This is a genomic window from Pseudomonas sp. GW821-FHT10C09 (genome assembly GCF_059415465.1).
This window is the reverse complement of record NZ_JBWKNG010000003.1, coordinates 125,212-141,139: the sequence shown is the minus strand read 5'-3', so window position 1 is coordinate 141,139 and position 15,928 is coordinate 125,212. Positions and strand designations below refer to the sequence as shown.

The 15,928-nt window shown below is 60.5% G+C and carries 10 protein-coding genes; 6 read left to right on the top strand and 4 right to left on the bottom strand.

The annotated features are described in order from the left end of the window. Positions 1-158 precede the first annotated feature (158 nt). The 4 genes from xdhA (at position 159) to guaD (ending at position 6,280) form a co-directional block, all read left to right on the top strand. The gene (xdhA, locus tag AC07N8_RS03640; RefSeq protein WP_483840262.1) at positions 159-1,613 is read left to right on the top strand and encodes a xanthine dehydrogenase small subunit; all 1,455 of its coding nucleotides are present in this window, start codon (positions 159-161) and stop codon (positions 1,611-1,613) included. Further along, positions 1,606-4,005, top strand: a complete 2,400-nt coding sequence (xdhB, locus tag AC07N8_RS03635) for a xanthine dehydrogenase molybdopterin binding subunit (RefSeq protein ID WP_483840263.1) — start codon at positions 1,606-1,608, stop codon at positions 4,003-4,005. Before xdhA ends, xdhB begins: the two co-directional genes overlap by 8 nt. Positions 4,006-4,121: 116 nt before the next feature. After that, positions 4,122-4,967, top strand: a complete 846-nt coding sequence (gene xdhC / locus AC07N8_RS03630) for a xanthine dehydrogenase accessory protein XdhC (RefSeq protein ID WP_483840264.1) — start codon at positions 4,122-4,124, stop codon at positions 4,965-4,967. A gap of 8 nt (positions 4,968-4,975) precedes the next feature. Continuing rightward, positions 4,976-6,280 carry a guanine deaminase gene (gene guaD, locus AC07N8_RS03625; RefSeq protein WP_483840265.1) on the top strand — a complete coding sequence of 435 codons (1,305 nt, stop codon included), beginning with the start codon at positions 4,976-4,978 and terminating at the stop codon, positions 6,278-6,280. 179 nt (positions 6,281-6,459) lie between these two features. On the opposite strand, the gene AC07N8_RS03620 is transcribed toward guaD, so the two are convergent. Further along, positions 6,460-7,224, bottom strand: coding sequence for a GntR family transcriptional regulator (locus AC07N8_RS03620; protein ID WP_123434268.1), 765 nt, complete (start codon positions 7,222-7,224; stop codon positions 6,460-6,462). Between the two features lie 271 nt (positions 7,225-7,495). Between AC07N8_RS03620 and AC07N8_RS03615 the strand changes: the two genes are divergently transcribed. Next, positions 7,496-8,686, top strand: a complete 1,191-nt coding sequence (locus tag AC07N8_RS03615; protein ID WP_493142158.1) for a benzoate/H(+) symporter BenE family transporter — start codon at positions 7,496-7,498, stop codon at positions 8,684-8,686. Positions 8,687-8,751: 65 nt separating this feature from the next. On the opposite strand, the gene AC07N8_RS03610 is transcribed toward AC07N8_RS03615, so the two are convergent. Further along, positions 8,752-9,096 carry a YggL family protein gene (locus AC07N8_RS03610; RefSeq protein WP_007896965.1) on the bottom strand — a complete coding sequence of 115 codons (345 nt, stop codon included), beginning with the start codon at positions 9,094-9,096 and terminating at the stop codon, positions 8,752-8,754. Between the two features lie 237 nt (positions 9,097-9,333). Between AC07N8_RS03610 and dacB the strand changes: the two genes are divergently transcribed. After that, positions 9,334-10,794 (top strand): D-alanyl-D-alanine carboxypeptidase/D-alanyl-D-alanine endopeptidase, encoded by a 1,461-nt coding sequence (gene dacB, locus AC07N8_RS03605; RefSeq protein ID WP_483840267.1) that lies wholly within the window; start codon positions 9,334-9,336, stop codon positions 10,792-10,794. 135 nt (positions 10,795-10,929) lie between these two features. Here dacB and AC07N8_RS03600 read toward each other — a convergent pair whose 3' ends face one another. Both AC07N8_RS03600 and rlmKL read right to left on the bottom strand, forming a co-directional pair. Further along, positions 10,930-13,329 carry a sensor domain-containing diguanylate cyclase gene (locus tag AC07N8_RS03600; RefSeq protein WP_493142160.1) on the bottom strand — a complete coding sequence of 800 codons (2,400 nt, stop codon included), beginning with the start codon at positions 13,327-13,329 and terminating at the stop codon, positions 10,930-10,932. A gap of 142 nt (positions 13,330-13,471) precedes the next feature. Next, a complete protein-coding gene (rlmKL, locus tag AC07N8_RS03595; RefSeq protein WP_483840269.1) occupies positions 13,472-15,742 on the bottom strand; it encodes a bifunctional 23S rRNA (guanine(2069)-N(7))-methyltransferase RlmK/23S rRNA (guanine(2445)-N(2))-methyltransferase RlmL in 2,271 nt (756 codons plus the stop codon). Between the last annotated feature and the right edge of the window lie 186 nt (positions 15,743-15,928).

Here is a 15,928-nt window from a genome sequence, read left to right as displayed (position 1 = left end):
CAGGTGTGTTCGTGAGGGTCAATACTGAAGCAATGAGGTGTTTGCCGACAAAATGCAATTTCCTGACCTTTAAGTCAGAAAATCATTGACCGAAAAGTCAGACCTGCTAAATTCGGTTCAAGTCGGTTAACAACAATAATGAGTCTGCGAGGCCTTCCGTGATCCAGTTTTTACTTAACCAGGAACTCCGTAGCGAGCACGCCCTGGACCCAAACCTGACCGTGCTCAATTATCTGCGCGACCATGTGGGCAAACCCGGCACCAAAGAAGGCTGCGCCAGCGGTGACTGCGGCGCCTGCACCGTGGTGGTCGGCGAGCTGCAAACGGATGACGATGGCCGCGAACACATTCGCTATCGCAGCCTCAACTCGTGCCTGACGTTCGTGTCGTCGTTGCACGGCAAACAACTGATCAGCGTTGAAGACCTCAAGCACCAGGGCGAACTGCACAGCGTGCAGAAAGCCATGGTCGAGTGCCATGGTTCGCAATGCGGCTTCTGCACCCCCGGCTTCGTCATGTCGCTGTTCGCCCTGCAAAAGAACAGCGATGCACCGGATTCTCACAAGGCTCACGAAGCGCTGGCCGGCAATCTGTGCCGTTGCACCGGCTATCGGCCGATCCTGCAAGCCGCCGAACAGTCCTGCTGCGGCAAGCAACCGGACCAGTTCGATGCGCGTGAAGCCGACACTATCGCGCGCCTGAAAGCGATTGCCCCGACGTCCATCGGCGAACTCAACAGTGGCGACAAACGTTGCCTGGTGCCGCTGACCGTCGCCGACCTGGCCGACCTCTACGACGCTTATCCACAGGCGCGCCTGCTGGCCGGCGGTACGGACCTGGCGCTGGAAGTCACGCAATTCCACCGCACCTTGCCGGTGATGATTTACGTCGGCAACGTGGCCGAGATGAAGCGCATCGAGCGTTTCGACGACCGCCTGGAAATCGGCGCCGCCACCGCCCTCTCCGACTGCTACGAAGCGTTGAAAGCCGAGTACCCGGACTTCGGTGAATTGCTGCAACGTTTTGCCTCGCTGCAGATCCGCAACCAAGGCACCCTCGGCGGCAACATCGGCAACGCCTCGCCCATCGGTGACTCGCCGCCCCTGCTGATCGCCCTGGGCGCACAAATCGTCCTGTGCAAAGGCGAAACCCGCCGCACTATGGCCCTGGAAGATTACTTCATCGATTACCGGGTCACCGCGCGTCAGGAAAGTGAGTTCATCGAGAAGATCATCGTGCCGCGTGCCAGCGCCGAACAACTGTTCCGCGCCTACAAGGTGTCCAAACGTCTGGACGATGATATTTCCGCTGTGTGCGCCGCGTTCCAGATCCGTCTGGAAAACGGTGTGATCGCCGATGCCCGTGTCGCCTTTGGCGGTATGGCAGCCATCCCGAAACGTGCCAGCGCCTGCGAAAAAACATTGCTCGGGGCGCCGTTCAACAACGCCACCGTCGAACGCGCCTGCGCCGCACTGGCCGAAGATTTCACCCCGCTGTCGGACTTCCGCGCCAGCAAGGAATACCGCCTGCTCAGCGCGCAAAACCTGCTGCGCAAATACTTCATCGAACTGCAAACACCGCACATCGAGACTCGGGTGACCGCTTATGTCTAATCATCACGCTGTAGAGAAGACCCAAGCCGAACTGGCTGAACTGTTCGCCAAGGACCTGACCACCGGTGTCGGCCGCAGCGTCAAGCACGACAGCGCCGCCAAGCATGTGTCCGGTGAAGCGCAGTACATCGACGACCGCCTGGAATTTCCAAACCAGCTGCACGTTTACGCACGCCTGTCGGACCGCGCCCACGCGAAAATCATCAGCATCGACACCAAGCCCTGCTACGCCTTCGAAGGCGTGCGCATTGCCATCACCCATGAAGATGTGCCGGGCCTGAAAGACATCGGGCCACTGTTGCCGGGCGACCCGTTGCTGGCGATTGATGACGTGCAGTTCGTCGGTCAGCCGGTACTCGCCGTGGCGGCGAAAGACCTCGAAACCGCGCGCAAGGCCGCCATGGCCGCGATCATCGAATACGAAGATCTCGAGCCGGTGCTGGACGTGGTCGAAGCCCTGCGCAAACGCCACTTCGTGCTCGACAGCCACACTCACCAGCGCGGCGATTCGGCCAATGCCTTGGCGACTGCCGAGCATCGCATCCAGGGCACGCTGCACATCGGCGGCCAGGAACACTTCTACCTCGAAACCCAGATCTCTTCGGTGATGCCGACGGAAGACGGCGGCATGATCGTCTACTGCTCGACGCAGAACCCGACCGAAGTGCAGAAGCTTGTCGCCGAAGTGCTTGATGTGTCGATGAACAAAATCGTGGTCGATATGCGCCGCATGGGCGGCGGTTTCGGCGGCAAGGAAACGCAAGCCGCGAGCCCGGCCTGTTTGTGCGCCGTGATCGCGCACCTCACCGGCCAGCCGACCAAGATGCGCCTGCCGCGCGTCGAAGACATGCTGATGACCGGCAAGCGTCACCCGTTCTACGTCGAGTACGACGTCGGCTTCGACAGCACCGGCCGCCTGCACGGCATCGCCCTGGAACTGGCCGGCAACTGCGGTTGCTCGCCGGACCTGTCAGCCTCGATTGTCGACCGTGCGATGTTCCACGCCGACAACTCGTACTACCTGGGCGACGCGACCATCAACGGTCACCGCTGCAAGACCAACACCGCGTCGAACACCGCGTATCGTGGTTTCGGCGGCCCGCAAGGCATGGTCGCCATCGAAGAAGTGATGGACGCGATTGCCCGTCATCTGGCCCTCGATCCATTGGCCGTACGCAAGGCCAACTACTACGGCAAGACCGAGCGCAACGTCACGCATTACTACCAGACCGTCGAGCACAACATGCTCGAAGAAATGACCGCTGAACTGGAAGAAAGCAGCCAGTACGCCGAGCGTCGCGAAGCGATTCGTCGCTACAACGCCAACAGCCCGATCCTGAAAAAAGGCCTGGCGCTGACCCCGGTGAAATTCGGTATTTCCTTCACCGCAAGTTTCCTCAACCAGGCCGGCGCGCTGATCCACGTCTACACCGACGGCAGCATCCACTTGAACCATGGCGGCACCGAAATGGGCCAGGGCTTGAACACCAAAGTCGCGCAGGTCGTGGCCGAAGTGTTCCAGGTGGAAATGGACCGCGTGCAGATCACCGCGACCAACACCGACAAGGTGCCAAACACCTCGCCGACCGCTGCATCCAGCGGTGCTGACCTCAACGGTAAAGCGGCGCAGAACGCAGCGGAAATCATCAAGCAGCGTCTGGTCGAATTCGCCGCGCGGCACTACAAGGTCAGCGAAGAAGACGTCGAATTCCACAACGGTCACGTGCGGGTTCGCGATCACATCCTGACGTTCGAAGCGCTGATCCAGCAGGCGTATTTCGCGCAAGTGTCGCTGTCGAGCACGGGCTTCTACAAGACCCCGAAAATCTTCTACGACCGCAGCCAGGCGCGCGGCCGGCCGTTCTACTATTACGCCTTTGGCGCGGCGTGCTGCGAGGTGATCGTCGACACCCTGACCGGCGAGTACAAAATGCTGCGCACCGACATCCTCCACGACGTTGGCGCCTCGCTGAACCCGGCCATCGACATCGGCCAGGTCGAGGGTGGTTTCATCCAGGGCATGGGGTGGCTGACCATGGAAGAACTGGTGTGGAACAACAAGGGCAAACTGATGACCAACGGCCCGGCCAGCTACAAGATTCCGGCGGTGGCGGACATGCCGCTGGACCTGCGGGTGAAGCTGGTGGAAAACCGCAAGAATCCGGAAGACACGGTGTTCCATTCCAAGGCCGTGGGTGAGCCGCCGTTCATGCTGGGCATTGCGTCGTGGTGTGCGATCAAGGACGCCGTGGCGAGTCTTGGCGACTACAAGCATCAACCGAAAATCGATGCGCCGGCGACCCCGGAGCGGGTGTTGTGGGGGTGTGAGCAGATGCGCCAGTTGAAGGCGGTGAAAGCCGTGGAAGCTGAAACCGAACTGGCTTCGCTCTAGACCGAGGCGCGGCCTTCGCGAGCAGGCTCGCTCCCACAGGGAAATGCATTCCAAATGTGGGAGCGAGCCTGCTCGCGAAGAGGCCCGAACAGACAACAGAGATGTCGAGGTGAAACATGTACAACTGGATCGACGCCCTCGCCGACCTGCAATCCCAGGGTGAACCCTGCGTGTTGGTGACCATCATCGAAGAGCTCGGCTCGACGCCGCGCAATGCCGGCTCGAAGATGGTCATCAGCGCCACCCAGACCTTCGACACCGTCGGTGGCGGGCATCTGGAATACAAGGCCATGCAGATCGCCCGCGACATGCTCGCCAGCGGCAAACAGGACACGCACCTGGAGCGCTTCAGCCTCGGCGCCAGCCTCGGCCAGTGCTGCGGTGGTGCGACGGTGTTGCTGTTCGAACCGATGGGCCAGGTCCAGGCGCAGATAGCCGTGTTCGGCGCCGGTCATGTCGGCCGCGCATTGGTGCCGCTGCTCGCCAGCCTGCCCTGCCGGGTGCGCTGGATCGATTCGCGAGATGACGAATTTCCTGAACAGATCCCTCACGGCGTGCGCAAGATTGTCAGCGAAGAACCGGTGGACGAAATCGACGACCTGCCCGCCGGCAGTTACTGCATCGTCATGACCCACAATCACCAGCTCGACCTCGAACTCACCGCTGCGATCCTCAAGCGCAACGACTTCGCCTACTTCGGCCTGATCGGCTCGAAGACCAAACGGGTGAAGTTCGAACACCGCCTGCGCGACCGCGGATTCGACAACAGCGTCGTGCAACGCATGCGCTGCCCGATGGGCATCGGCGAAGTCAAAGGCAAGTTGCCTGTGGAAATCGCCATCTCCATCGCCGGCGAAATCATCGCCACCTATAACGCGAATTTCGGCCAGCAGACCGCCAGCGCCGGATCATCGATTGCCAAACTGCTGCCTGCTTCACGCCGCAGCCAAGCCTCCCATTGAGAACCCTCATGCCTTTGACTCGCAAAGCTTACCGCGCCGCCATTCTGCACAGCATTGCCGACCCAGCCGAAGTCGGTATTGAAGCCTCGTACGAGTATTTCGAAGACGGCTTGCTGGTGGTCGACAACGGCCAGATCAGCGCGCTCGGTCACGCCAGCGACTTGCTGCCGACCCTCCCGGCCGACATCGAGATCACCCATTATCAGGACGCACTGATTACCCCCGGCTTCATCGACACCCACATTCACTTGCCGCAAACCGGCATGGTCGGCGCCTACGGCGAGCAACTGCTGGATTGGCTCAACACCTACACCTTCCCGTGTGAAAGCCAGTTCGCTGACAAGGGGCACGCCGACGAAGTCGCGGACATTTTCATCAAGGAATTGCTGCGCAACGGCACCACCACTGCGCTGGTGTTCGGCAGCGTGCATCCGCAATCGGTGAACTCGTTCTTCGAGGCCGCCGAACAGCTCGACCTGCGGATGATCGCCGGCAAGGTGATGATGGACCGCAACGCGCCGGACTACCTGACCGACACCGCCGAATCCAGCTACGTCGAAAGCAAGGCGCTGATCGAGCGCTGGCACGGCAAGGGCCGCTTGCACTACGCGGTCACCCCGCGTTTCGCCCCGACCAGCACCCCGGAACAACTGACCCTCGCCGGCCAGTTGCTCAGCGAATTCCCTGATCTGTACATGCAGACGCACATCAGCGAAAACCTGAAGGAAGTCGAATGGGTCAAGGAGCTGTTCCCGGAGCGCAAAGGCTATCTGGACGTCTACGACCACTACCAACTGCTGGGTGAGCGCTCGGTGTTTGCCCACGGCGTGCACCTGTGCGACGACGAGTGCGCGCGGCTGGCGGAAACCGGCTCGGCCATCGCCTTCTGCCCGACGTCGAACTTCTTCCTCGGCAGCGGTTTGTTCAACCTGCCGATGGCCGAGAAGCACAAACTGAATGTCGGCGTGGGCACGGACGTTGGCGGTGGCACCAGTTTCTCGATCCTGCAAACGTTGAACGAAGCGTACAAAGTCATGCAGCTGCAAGGTGCGCGTCTGAGTCCGTTCAAATCGCTGTACCTGGCCACACTCGGCGGTGCTCGCGCGCTGCGTCTTGAGGACAAGATCGGCACGTTGAAACCGGGCACCGATGCCGACTTCCTGGTGCTGGATTACAACGCCACGCCATTGCTGAGCTATCGTTTGAAGCAGGCCAATAACATTGCCGAGACGTTGTTTGTGTTGATGACGCTAGGGGATGACCGGACTGTTCTGCAGACGTATGCGGCGGGGAATCAGGTGCATCAGCGTTAAGATTTTCCGGGCATAAAAAATCCCCCGCACTTTTCAGTCCGGGGGATTTTTATTGCCGTTGAGGCCGCCTTCGCGAGCAAGCCCGCTCCCACATTAGATCTCCAGTGAACACACTATTTGTGTACGACATAGATTCAATGTGGGAGCGGGCTTGCTCGCGAAGGGCGCGCCTCGGTGTTTCAGAGTTTCGCAGCAGAACGCCCAGGCTTCTTGGTCTGCAACAAATGCGAGAACACCGCATGCAAATCATCCGACGCACTTTCTTCGTCGAGGTTGAGTTTGCTGTCGATGTGGTCCATGTGATGCATCATCAAATTCACCGCCAGCTCACCGTTGCGCGCTTCGATGGCGTCGATCAACTGGGTGTGTTCGTCGTAGGAACAGTGCGAACGGTTGCCACTTTCATACTGGGCAATGATCAACGACGTCTGCGACACCAGGCTGCGCTGGAAGCTGATTAACGGCGCGTTCTTCGCCGCCTCTGCCAACTTCAGGTGAAACTCACCGGATAGACGGATGCCGGCACCGCGATCACCGCGCGAGAAGCTGTCACGTTCGTCGTTGACCATTTGTCGTAATTCGGCGAGATCTTCGGCGGTGGCGTGCTGCACGGCCAGTTCAGTGATCGCTCGTTCCACCAGACGGCGCGCGAGGAACACCTGGCGGGCCTCTTCGACGCTCGGGCTGGCGACGACTGCGCCACGGTTCGGACGCAGCAGCACGACGCCTTCATGGGCCAGTCGCGAGAGTGCGCGGCGGATGATGGTGCGGCTGACCCCGAAAATTTCCCCCAGCGCTTCTTCGCTCAACTTGGTGCCAGGCGCCAGGCGCTGTTCGAGGATGGCCTCGAAGATATGCGCGTAGACAATATCGTCCTGGGTGCCGCTGCGGCCGGCTTTGCCTGCTCGCGGTTGTTTTTTTAGGGGCTGCAACTGTTCGTTCATGGGCACTCGAGTCGGGAGAACTGCGGCGAATTGACGGTGACTGTAATACGGCACAGTGGGTCGCTGGCAAGTATCGCGTAAAAAACACCGCGATTGTACACAATGGAGGGTGGCAACACGACTGTACGGCTGTTTGTCGCTTCCGCTGTATCGCAACGATCCCTTACGTTTGAGTTTAGGCTTGAACGCAGAATCTGCCGCTCGAACACAAGCCCGCTCCCACAGGGTTCAGCGGCGCTTCGGACATCTTTATAAAAGGAACACCGCTGTCATGAACGACGCCACGCACACGCAGCTTCGCCCACTGGCTGACACTTCCCCTTCGGCCATCGTCGCCGGTTTCATCGCGATGATGACCGGTTACACCAGCTCCCTAGTCCTGATGTTCCAGGCCGGACAAGCGGCGGGCCTGACCAGTGGGCAGATTTCATCGTGGATCTGGGCGATCTCGATTGGCATGGCGGTGTGTTCGATCGGTCTGTCATTGCGATATCGCACGCCGATCACCATCGCCTGGTCGACCCCCGGCGCGGCGCTGCTGATCACCAGCCTCGGCGGTGTCAGTTATGGCGAAGCCATCGGCGCCTACATCACCTGCGCAGTGCTGGTGACGATTTGCGGGTTGACCGGCAGCTTTGAACGGCTGGTGAAAAAGATTCCAGCCTCCCTGGCCGCCGCGTTGCTGGCAGGGATTCTGTTCAAGATCGGCAGCGAGATTTTCGTCGCCGCGCAGCATCGCACCGGGCTGGTGCTGGGCATGTTCTTCACCTATCTGGTAATCAAGCGCTTGTCACCGCGTTATGCCGTGCTGGCTGCGCTGTTGATCGGCACGGCGCTGTCAGGATTCATGGGGTTGCTGGATTTCAGTGGCTTTCATCTGGAAGTGGCGACGCCGGTCTGGACCACGCCGCACTTCTCGCTGGCCGCGACCATCAGCATCGGCATTCCGCTGTTCGTGGTAGCCATGACCTCGCAGAACATGCCGGGCATCGCCGTGCTGCGCGCCGACGGTTACACCGTGCCGGCCTCACCGTTGATCACCACCACCGGCATCGCCTCGTTGCTGCTGGCCCCTTTCGGCTCCCACGGCATCAACCTGGCGGCCATCAGCGCAGCGATCTGTACCGGGCCGCATGCCCATGAAGATCGCAACAAGCGCTACACGGCAGCGGTCTGGTGCGGGATTTTCTACGGGATTGCCGGGGTGTTCGGCGCGACATTGGCGGCGTTGTTTGCCGCGTTGCCTAAAGAGCTGGTGCTGTCGATTGCGGCGCTGGCGCTGTTTGGCTCGATCATCAATGGCTTGAGCATTGCCATGAACGAGGTGAAGGAACGGGAAGCGGCGCTGATCACCTTTATGGTCACGGCGTCGGGATTGACGTTGCTTTCCATCGGTTCGGCGTTCTGGGGGATTGTCGCGGGGGTGTTGACGCTGGTGATTCTGAATTGGCGTAAAAGCTGAATTCTGCGCATAAAAAAACGGCGACCCTTGGGTCGCCGCTTTTTTCAAGACAAAAAGCTAAGACATCAAGCTACCGGATTGATCGGCTTTTCCGGGTACCAGACGTCGATCAGCGGGCTGACGGTTGCTTCGGTCAGTTCGCTGCGGCCTTTGAGCCAGGCTTCAACAGCAGCGCGCTGCTCTTCGGACACCGAGCCACGCTTCTGCAGGCAAACCAGACCGAAGTCGTCGCCGCCAACATAACCCAGACCGTTGGCTTCCATGGCTTCTTTCAGGAACGCGTCGAGGAAAGCATCAATGGCTTCATCAGCCAAATCTTCTTTGAAATCCAGGTTCAGTTCGAAACCCAGCTCTTGAAATTCATCGACGCACAGTTTTTTGCGCAGACGCTGGGAACGGTTAGTCGCCATTGGAACAATCCTCAAAAGTAATAACGGGCGGCACTTTAGCAGTTTAAGCCGCTAATTGCCCGACTCTCTGGGGCGCATCGCTGACCGTCGGTAAAAAAAATAGCAGATTTGAAGGCCATGGCACGGCACACGCTTTCAAGCCTTGGGGCATAATGCCGACACTTTCATGACCACTGAGGGATTTTATCGCCATGCCCTCGTCTTTTTTTCCCCCTCGGCTGTAGGGTTTTATTACACATGATCAAATCTTTGCGTCCATTGTTGCTGGCCAGTTTCATTCTTCCACTGGCCCTCTCCGTTTCCGCCGCTCCGATCAATACTGCGCTTACACCCAACGTCGAAAAGGCCCTCAAGGCCAGCAAGCTGCAGGACAGCGCCCTGTCGCTGGTGATGATCCCGCTCACCGGCCCGGGCACACCGACCATTTTCAACGCTGACGTTTCGGTCAACCCGGCCTCGACCATGAAGCTGGTCACCACCTATGCCGCGCTGGAAATGCTCGGCCCGAACCACCAATGGAAAACCGAGTTCTACACCGACGGCACCCTCAGCGGCGGCATCCTCAATGGCAACCTCTACCTCAAGGGCGGCGGCGATCCCAAGCTGAACATGGAGAAACTCTGGCTACTGATGCGTGACCTGCGCGCCAACGGCGTGACGCAAATCACCGGCGACCTGGTGCTGGACCGCAGTTTCTTCACGCAGCCGCAGTTGCCCGAGTTCAATGACGATGGCAATGACGAGAACAAGCCGTTCCTGGTCAAGCCCGACTCGCTGATGGTCAACCTCAAGGCCCTGCGCTTTGTGGCGCGCAACGACAATGGCCGGGTGTTGGTGTCGGTGGAACCGCCGATTGCCAGCATCCGCATCGAAAACCAGGTCAAGGCTGTCAACTCCAAGCAATGCACCGGCGGCGTGCGCTACAACCCGGTGACCCAGCCCGATGGCAGCGTGACCGTGACGGTCGGCGGCCAGTTGGGCGATGGCTGCAGCTCGCAGACGTACCTGTCGCTGCTTGACCACGCGACCTACACCGCCGGCGCCGTGCGGGCCATCTGGAAAGAGCTGGGCGGCAGCATCCAGGGCAAGGATGTGCTGGCCCCGACCCCGAGCAGCGCAAAATTGCTGGCCCGGGCCTATTCGCCGGACCTGGCGGAAATTATCCGCGACATCAACAAATACAGTAACAACACCATGGCTCAGCAGCTGTTCCTGAGCCTGGGCCAGAAATTCCGTACCGATGCCGATGGTGATGATGCCAAGGCTGCCCAGCGCGTAGTACGTCAGTGGCTGGCGAAGAAAGGCATTACCGCGCCGCACCTGGTGATGGAGAACGGTTCCGGCCTGTCCCGCGCCGAACGCGTCAGCGCCCGTGAAATGGCGGCGATGCTGCAAGCCGCGTGGCACAGCCCGTATGCCGCCGAGTTCATCAGTTCGATGCCGATTGCCGGCACCGACGGCACCATGCGCAAACGTCTGAAGACCACCGCGATGCGCGGCGAAGCCCACGTCAAGACCGGCACCCTGAACACCGTACGCGCGATCTCCGGCTTCAGCCGCGACGTCAATGGCAACACGTGGGCCGTGGTGGCGATCCTCAACGACAAGGCACCGTTTGGCGCGTCGTCGGTACTCGATCAAGTGCTGCTGGACCTGTATCGCCAACCGAAACTGCCAGATACCGCTTCGGTGCTCTGACCCGGTTTACAGTTCACCGTAGATCAACTGTGGGAGCGAGCCTGCTCGCGAATGCGCTGTATCAGTCAACTAATAAGCTGAATGACACACCGTTTTCGCGAGCAGGCTCGCTCCCACAGGGGGCCGTGTCAGGCCTCAGGCTTTCTGCGCCTCGACCCGATCACGTCCCGCCTGCTTCGCCGCATACACCCCCGAATCCGCCCGCAGCAACAGCGCATCCGCGCCTTCCCCGACGCGCCAACTGGCAATCCCGAAACTCGCGGTAACGAACCCCACGCTGTCGATCGGCGAACTGCGCAGCCCTTGCCACAATTGCATGGCCAGCACGTGCGCCTGCTCGCGGTCAGTGTCCGGGCAGAGCACCATGAATTCTTCACCGCCGAGGCGACAGAACACGTCCGTGCGCCGCAGCCGATGACCGATGCGCTCGCACACCGCCTGCAGCACTCGATCCCCCACGGCGTGGCCATGCTGGTCATTGATGCGTTTGAAGTGGTCGATGTCGAGCATGATCACCGACAACTCGCCCACGCCACGCTGGACCCTCGCCATTTCGGTGGTCAGGCGCTCCTGGAAATAGCGGCGGTTGTGGATCCCGGTCAGCGAGTCGGTGATCGACAGCGCGCGCAGTTCCTCTTCCACTCGTTTCAGGTCAGAGATGTCGGAAATGTAGCCATGCCAGAGCACGCCGCCACCGGGCAGTTCTTCGGGCGTTGCCTCACCGCGAACCCAGCGCAGACCGCGCATGGGCAGCTGCACGCGGTATTCCTCGCGCCACGGGCTGAGGGTGTCCGCCGAGGCGCGGATCGAGGCACGGACCCGGGTCGTGTCCTGTGGATGGATGCGCGTGAAGATCGCTTCGGCGTTGAGCAGCAGCACGTCCGGTTCCAGTTCGTAGATCTCGCGAATACCGTCGCTGGCATAGATCACACTGAAGCGGCCGTCGAATTCCATCTTGAATTGGTAGATGCCACCGGGCACATGGGCGCTGAGTTTCTTCAACAACAGGTCCCGTGCCGCCAGTGCCTCGTGCACGCGCTTGCGTTCGGTAATGTCGATGCAGATCGCCAAGTGACCGACCCACAACCCCTGCTCATCGAGCACCGGGGTGGCGAGCATGTTCACCGCCAAATGGCTGCCATCGCTGCGCACCAGCGTCCACTCCCGCGCCTCGCTACCGCCCTCCTCGCCCCCTTCGACCAGCATCGCCTGACAGGTCGGAATCGGTTTTCCATACCGCGCACTCAACTCCGCGGCCCGTGCCACCAGCTCCCGGGGGAGGTGCAGGTTTTCCAGGGTCATGTGCCCCACGACCTCAACGCTGGCGTAACCCAACATCTGCTCGGCGCCGGCGTTGAACGTGCTGATGACACCGCGCAGGTCGGTGGCGATGATCGCCACCTGAGTCGCCGCATTCAGTACGCCGCGCAACTGGCCGTGGGTGCCGCGCAGCTCTTGCTCACGGGCACGCAGTTCCTCGGTCCGCTGCTCCACCATTTTCAGTGCGCGTTGGCGCTGGCTGACCAGCACATACAGCAACGCGCTGAGCAGCAGACTGAGCAAACCGCCCAGCACCATCAGGGTCGTCACCGAGGAATGGTTGGCTTGTATAAAGGCTTCGCTCGGCGTGATGTCGACCTGGTAATCGTGATCGGCCAATCGCAACAGCCGGCTCGCGGACAAATCACTGGCCGCCGGCGGGTTCAAGGATTCGTAGAGCACTTCGTGCTGATCGTCGATCGACAAGTCGAGAATACGCACCGAAAGATAGTCGTAGTTGGCGTCCGGCAATCCATCGGCCAGTAACTGGCGCATGCTGATCACCGCCATGACATAACCGAAGGGTTTTACCTGCGCAGCGCTGGGTGGGTTACGCGACATCACCGGGGCCACCAACAGTACGCCACGCGCATAGGCCGGTTCGATGCTGACCAGATGCATCGGCTGTGACACCGCCATGGTGCCCAGTTTGTCCGCCCGCGCGAGGGTAGCGCGGCGCATCGGCTGGGCCAGCAAGTCGTAACCCAGCGGCGAGCCCAGTCGACTTTGCGTCTGGCTGTACAGCACCGCCACGTATTCATCACGCTCGGCGGCCAAGTGCAGCTGACCGTTGCCGTCGAGTTCACGAAGGGTGAAATTGCTGAAGCCCTCGTCCCGCACCTTTTGCTCGAATGCCGCACGCTCGGCACGGGTCACTCGGGCCGCGAAGGAATAGGCCTGGGTTCGGTGCAACAGGGGTTTGGTGTAACCGTCGAACTCCTCGCGGGAGACCGAATCGGAATTGGCGAAGAACCGGCGCAGACCGTCGAGGCGCTGCTCCTGGTCCTCGAAACGTTCTTCAATGCGGCTGTAACGCTCACTGGCCAGCAGTTGGAAGCGTTGCTTGAGTTGATGGTGAAACACATTGACGGTCGACCAGGCCAGTAACCCGGTGAGCACGCCGCCCATGAGCAATACCAGCAGCGCGACCAGCCAGGCCGACACATCTTCGCTGATAAAACCCAGGATCTTGGGGCGGACGGCCTGAAACGACATAAAGGCAACTCAAAATGCCAGGTGCCGGAAAAGCCCATTGGCCATGAGTGAGTTATAGCCATTAGCCACTAATTTGGCCAGCACTGAAATGGTCCAAGAGCCTTTAAAAATCAAGGCTCTGTGGATCCAATCAGCTCAAGTGTCAACGCGCAGTGATTTTCCAGGCACGGTGGATCTTGCCATTACGGGCGAAATCCGGATCGATGGTCTGGGCGGTGATTTCTTCAACGGCGTAACGCTCAGTGAGGTTTTCCTCAAGGGTGAACTTGCGGAAGTTGTTGGAGAAGTACAACACGCCACCGGGTGCCAGACGCGCCATGGCCAGGTCGATCAACTGCACCTGGTCGCGCTGGACGTCGAAGATCCCTTCCATGCGCTTGGAGTTGGAGAACGTCGGCGGGTCGATGAAGATCAGGTCGTATTCGTCACGGCTAGCCTCGAGCCAGGCCATCACGTCGCCCTGCTCCAGACGGTTTTTGTCAGAGAAACCGTTCAGCGACAGGTTACGACGCGCCCAGTCGAGGTAGGTTTTCGACAAGTCGACGCTGGTGGTGGTGCGTGCGCCGCCCTTGGCCGCGTGAACACTGGCCGTTGCGGTGTAGCAATACAGGTTGAGGAAGCGCTTGCCGGCCGCCTCTTTCTGAATGCGCATGCGCATCGGGCGGTGGTCGAGGAACAGCCCGGTGTCGAGGTAGTCGGTGAGGTTGACCAGCAACTGCACGCCACCTTCGTTGACCTCGACGAACTTGCCCTGCGCGGCCTGACGCTCGTACTGCTTGGTGCCGCTCTGACGTTCGCGACGCTTGACCACCACGCGGCTCTTGTCGATGTTCAAGGCCTGCGGAATCGCGGCCAGGGCATCGAACATGCGGGCAGAAGCTTTTTCCGGATCGATGGATTTCGGCGCAGCGTATTCCTGGACGTGGACCCAATCCTGATAGAGGTCGATGGCCATGGAATATTCCGGCATGTCGGCGTCATACACGCGATAGCAGTCGATGCCTTCACGCTTGACCCACTTGCCCAGCGCCTTGAGGTTTTTCTGCAGACGGTTGGCAAACATCTGCCCGCCTTCGCTCAAGCGCGGTTGCTCGATCACCGGTGCGGGTGCCGGGGTCGGTTTGATCGGGTTGCCGTTTTTGTTGTACTTGCGTTCTTCCGGCTCGCTCGGCGCCTGATCATAGGCCGCCTGCTCGCGCTCGACCTGACGCTGTTCCGGGGTGCGACGCTCGCCGGTGACGAACTGGTCGGGCGTGACCTTGATCAGCAGCAGCTTGCACGGCAGCGCGCCGTTCCAGAACGAATACTGTTTGTGGCTGCGAATGCCCATGCGCTTGCCGAGGTCCGGGGCGCCGGTGAACACCGCGGCTTCCCAGTTCAAGCAAGCCTGACGCAGGCGCTCGCCGAGGTTCTGATAGAGGTAGAGCAAGCTCGCCTCGTCGCCCAGACGCTCGCCGTACGGCGGGTTGCAGATCACCAGGCCTTTCTGGTTCTGGTCCGGACGCGGCTCGAACGTACCGACTTCGCCTTGGTAGATCTTGATCCACTCGCTCAGGCCGGCACGTTCGACGTTGTTGCGGCCCGGTTGAATCAGGCGCGGGTCGGCTTCGTAACCGCGAATCCACAACGGTGGCTTGGCCAGGCCGGCCGCACAGCGCTCGGTGGCTTCTTCGTGAAGTTTTTTCCACAGCGCCGGGACGTGACCGAGCCAGGCGGTGAAGCCCCACTGCTCGCGACGCAGGTTCGGCGCCATGTCGGCGGCGATCATCGCTGCTTCGACGAGGAACGTACCCACACCGCACATCGGGTCAGCCAGCGCGCCGCCTTCGGCCGCAATGCGAGGCCAGCCGGAACGGATCAGGATCGCGGCCGCGAGGTTTTCCTTCAGCGGCGCCGCGCCTTGCTGCAAGCGATAACCGCGCTGGTGCAGGCTGTGGCCGGACAGGTCGAGGGAAAGAATCGCTTCGCCACGGTCCAGGCGCAGGTGAATGCGCAGGTCCGGGTTGAGCTTGTCGATCGACGGACGGTCGCCTTGCGGGGTGCGCAGTTTGTCGACGATGGCGTCTTTGACTTTCAAGGCGCCAAAGTGGGTGTTATCGATACCCGAGCCATGACCGCTGAACTCCACGGCCAGGGTGCCGTCGTTGAGCATGTGGTCTTGCCACTCGATGTCGAGCACGCCGTGGTACAGGTCTTCGGCGTCCTTCATCGGGAAACGCTTGAGCACCAGCAACACCCGGTTCGCCAGACGCGACCACAGGCACAGGCGATAAGCGGTTTCCATGGTGGCCATGCCGCGCACGGCAGAGGTGTGCTCACGTGCTTCTTCAAGGCCAAGCCCGACGGCTTCCTCGATCAGCAGGCCTTCAAGGCCTTTGGGGCAAGTGAGGAAGATTTCGAATTGATCGGACATTGGAGTTTCAAAGCCTTTAGCTAAGTGAACCGGCAACGCATTGCCGGTCCGGTTTTCAATCAGGCGCTTTTCTAAAAGAGCGCCCGCGTGGCACGAAGGTGTGCCGTCCCACCTGTGCTGCTCAGGTTAGAAGAGCTTAGATGCACAGGCAGATAAAAAAGTTGATGCAACAAAATGTCATAAGTC

What these genes read in the sequence shown, in the direction of transcription:
- xdhB (WP_483840263.1), top strand. Translation starts at nt 1,606, where the DNA reads ATGTCTAATCATCACGCTGTAGAGAAGACCCAAGCCGAACTGGCTGAA.
- xdhC (WP_483840264.1), top strand. Translation starts at nt 4,122, where the DNA reads ATGTACAACTGGATCGACGCCCTCGCCGACCTGCAATCCCAGGGTGAA.
- guaD (WP_483840265.1), top strand. Translation starts at nt 4,976, where the DNA reads ATGCCTTTGACTCGCAAAGCTTACCGCGCCGCCATTCTGCACAGCATT.
- AC07N8_RS03620 (WP_123434268.1), bottom strand. Translation starts at nt 7,224, where the DNA reads ATGAACGAACAGTTGCAGCCCCTAAAAAAACAACCGCGAGCAGGCAAA.
- AC07N8_RS03615 (WP_493142158.1), top strand. Translation starts at nt 7,496, where the DNA reads ATGAACGACGCCACGCACACGCAGCTTCGCCCACTGGCTGACACTTCC.
- AC07N8_RS03610 (WP_007896965.1), bottom strand. Translation starts at nt 9,096, where the DNA reads ATGGCGACTAACCGTTCCCAGCGTCTGCGCAAAAAACTGTGCGTCGAT.
- dacB (WP_483840267.1), top strand. Translation starts at nt 9,334, where the DNA reads ATGATCAAATCTTTGCGTCCATTGTTGCTGGCCAGTTTCATTCTTCCA.
- AC07N8_RS03600 (WP_493142160.1), bottom strand. Translation starts at nt 13,329, where the DNA reads ATGTCGTTTCAGGCCGTCCGCCCCAAGATCCTGGGTTTTATCAGCGAA.
- rlmKL (WP_483840269.1), bottom strand. Translation starts at nt 15,742, where the DNA reads ATGTCCGATCAATTCGAAATCTTCCTCACTTGCCCCAAAGGCCTTGAA.